Source organism: Kineosphaera limosa NBRC 100340 (assembly GCF_000298215.1).
Taxonomy (GTDB): domain Bacteria; phylum Actinomycetota; class Actinomycetes; order Actinomycetales; family Dermatophilaceae; genus Kineosphaera; species Kineosphaera limosa.
Window position 1 is genome coordinate 1 of sequence record NZ_BAHD01000138.1, and the last position, 3,650, is coordinate 3,650.

The 3,650-nt window shown below is 72.4% G+C and carries 1 protein-coding gene and 1 pseudogene; both read left to right on the top strand.

Features of this window, described 5'->3' with window-relative positions:
• Positions 1–703: 703 nt before the first annotated feature.
• A complete protein-coding gene (locus KILIM_RS21635) occupies positions 704–2,308 on the top strand; it encodes an FAD/NAD(P)-binding protein (protein WP_174316839.1) in 1,605 nt (534 codons plus the stop codon).
• Between the two features lie 25 nt (positions 2,309–2,333).
• Positions 2,334–3,650 (top strand): annotated as a pseudogene (locus KILIM_RS21640) (hypothetical protein); the annotation flags it as partial.

Sequence of the window (3,650 nt, forward strand, 5' to 3'; positions counted from 1 at the left end):
CAGGTCACCGGCGTGCTCCAGCAGCGTCGCGGACCCGGCATCAAGCCAGGTCACGAGGTCCGCTGCAGTGGGTTCCATGCCGCCAACGTTATCGAACATAATTAGTAGTTGCAATGGCCTTAATTGCTGAATACGGCTGTGGTGCAGGCGAATTCAAACTGCCTTGAGTGGTTGGCGAGTTCCGTTGCGGCACAAGGGATCTCGCGCCGGTGGAAACCGCTCTGGCGCATGTGATGTGCATCACATGCGCCAGAGTTCCAGGTCTAATCACCGCTCCAGTTCACCGGCGCCGCGCATCCAGGGGCGCCTACCGGGACGCGATCCCGGCAACGCCGGACCCGTGGGGAAGCCACTCGACGCGGGCCGGCCACGCAGTCCTGGGGGCGACCACCGGGCCCGGCCGCGATGATCACCAGCGGCCGGGCAGCACTCGCGCACCGACTTCGCGCCTGCTAACCCGAGACGATCATCGCGTGCTGATCGAACGGGGCGACTCGTCGATGGGCTGATGCGCGCCCCCTGCGCGCCGCTGCGGCATCAGTTGGCAGTGTCAGGCGGGTGCCGTGACGTCTTGAGATCGGCCTGCCACTGGGACCACCAGCTCGCGCCCTGCGCCGAGTCCGCACCGACCCGACCCCGCCTGGCCCGAGGGTTGGCATGATGGGTGCGGGCGGTGACGATGCCGCGGGAGGCTGGTGCGAGCGTGACCCGAGGACCCGCGACCGAGCCGACGGTGGCGAAAGACAGCGCGGTGGCTGCTACCGCCGTGCCGACCGAGCAGCCAACCGAGCGGCCAACCCAGCAGGCGACCACCCAGACGGTCGCGCAGCCGACCACCCAGCGAAGGCGGGTGGCGATCATCGGAGCCGGACCGTCGGGACTGTTCGCGGCGCAGGCGCTCATGTCCCAAGACCGGGTGCCGGTGCACGTCGAACTCTTCGATCGCCTCCCCACCCCGTACGGCCTGCTGCGCTACGGCGTGGCGCCGGACCACGAGAACATCAAGGCCGTCGGTGACGCGCTGGCTCGCACCTTCGACAGCGGCGAGGTGACGTTCTGGGGGCTCATCGAGTTCGGCCGCGATGTCACGCGCGACGAGGTGCTGGCCGGGTACGACGCCGTCATCTACGCGGTGGGCGCCGACGAGGACGTGCGCCTGGGCATCCCGGGCGAGCGGATGATCGGCTCGCGCTCCGCTCGGGAGTTCGTCTCCTGGTACGGCGGGCATCCGGACGCTCGTCGTCAGGACCTCACCGGCGTCACCGGCGCCGCTGCCATCGGTGTCGGCAACGTCGCGGTCGATGTCGCGCGGATCCTGCTCAAGGACCCGGCGGCCCTGGAACGCACCGATATGCCGCCGAGGGTGCTCGTCGAGCTGCACTCCGCCGACGTCCGCGACGTCTGGGTCGTGGGCCGCCGCGGTCCCGAGCACGCCAGCTACACCACCAAGGAGCTGCGCGAACTCGTGTCCCTGCCAGGCGTGCAGGTCAGCATCGACGACTACACCCTCTCCACCATGACCGGCGACCCAGACCCCAAGCTCCCCCGCCGCGTACGCACCAACCTCGAAGTGCTCGCCTCGGCCGCCGCCCGCGAGGTGCCCGACGCCGACCGTCGCCTGCACTTCGAGTTCTGGAGCCGGCCGATCCGCCTCCACTCCGACGACCCCGAGCCCGACGAGGTGGGTGACGACGTCGACCACGAGCGCATCCCCGAAAAGGTCAGCGCCATGGAGTTGGAGCGCACCCGCCTCGACGCCGACGGGAGGGTCGTCGGCACCGGCGAGACCGCGATGGTTGCGGTGCAGTTGGTGTTGCGCGCCATCGGCTACCGCGCCACCCCACTGCCCGACGTGCCGTTCGACACGACCGCGGCCGTCGTGCCCAATGTCGAGGGCCGGGTCGTCGACGAGCAGGGGGTCGTGCAGCCGCGCGAGTACTGCACCGGCTGGGTCAAGCGGGGTCCGCTCGGGGTCATCGGGTCGAACAAGGCGGATGCGGCGCAGACCGTCGCGCACGTCCTCGCCGATCTCGAGGCGGCGCCGATGGCCACCGCCGCCACCGGGGCGCCGGTCCGACTGGATGTCGTGCAGCTGCTGCGGGAGCGTGGTCGCGCCCCCAGCACGTACGAGGACTGGCAGGCCATCGACAGCGCCGAGATCGAACGCGGCCAGGACCTGGGGCGCGTGCGCACCAAGCTCGGCTCCTGGCAAGAGTTGCTCGCCCAGGTCGCCGGGAGCCGTCTTGCCGGCGCTGCAGGGGGAGCGGTAGGGGAGGTCGCCGCAGAGCGGGCTCCTGAGCCGTCATGAACGCGGCGGCGAACCGGGCTGCCCCATGCGACCGGCCCGCGGACTCGCGGTAGCGGCCCTGGCGGCGGCTCTTGCGACCCTGAGCGCGCTCGCCGGCTGCTCGACCTCCGAGCCCATCCCGGCGGGCCCGCCCAGCCTCGCAACGCCCACGGTCAACACCCCTGGGTCGGTCGCACCGCCCGCCGAGGCGCCTGCGCGGCCGTTGCCCGCGCGGCCCCTGCGCTGGGAGCCGGTCGCCCTGCCCGCCGGGGTGGCGCCGATCCGGCTGGCCGCCGAGGGCGACCGCGTGCTCATCGGAGGCCAAGCGGCGCAGGCGCGACCCACGATGTACGCCGTCTCCGGTTCGGCGGAGCCGCGCGCGCTGACTCTGAAACCCGACCCGCGGTCTCCCTACGCGGCCATCGCGCGGTGGCACTCCCTCGAGCTGCGCGACCAACGCCTGACGGCGATCGGCGGAGCCCCCGGTGGTGCGCACGCCAATACGCGGTGGACCGTCTGGGATGCCGACCTGTCCGGCGACCTGTCCGGGGACCTGTCCGGCGACCCGGCGCAGACCCGCATCATCGAACGGCCGCAGACCTTCGAAACGTTCGGCGGCTGGTCGGCCGGCGGGCTCGTCGACGCGGTCGCCACCACGCAGGGCCGCTACCTCGTCGGGTCGTGGAACGGCGTCACTGGCCTCGACATCGCCGTCTGGCGCGAGCGCGAGCTGCGTTGGGAACGCGGCGACTCCGCGGGCACCCCGCTGGCCAGTTCGCGCAGCGCGTTGACGGGCGCGGTGGCCGCCACCTCCACCGGCCCGGCGATCCTCGTGGCCGGATCGGTCACGCACCTCGACGGGCCGCCGCGGCGGGCGGCCGCGGTCTGGCGCTCCACCAGCGGCGACACCGGCTGGACCCGCCTGGACCTACCCGACCCGGGCCGCGCCAGCGAGGCTCGCTCGGCTGCCTGCACCACTGACGGCTGCGTGGTTGCCGGCGTGGTCGACGGCCGATACGCCTTGTGGTGGGTTCCCTCGGTCGGGGCTCCCACGCGAGTCGGCGGCGTCCCCGAACGAGCAGTGGGGGCGCGCCTGAGCGTTCCGGCGCCCCTGCTGCGAGGCCAGCAGCTGTGGTGCCCGATCGGCGGTGAGATTCTCGAGCGCGCCAACGGCTCCTGGTCGGTCCGCACCGGCCCCTCCGCTCGCACCGGCCCCTCTGCCCCAGCCGGGCCCGAACTGCTGGACGTCGTGGCGACCCCGGCGATCGTCTACGCCATCGTCGGCACGCCCGGCGCGCCCACCAGCGCTCAGCTGTGGCGCACCACCTGGGCCGAGAGTGGGACTTTCGGCGAAGAGGCGGGT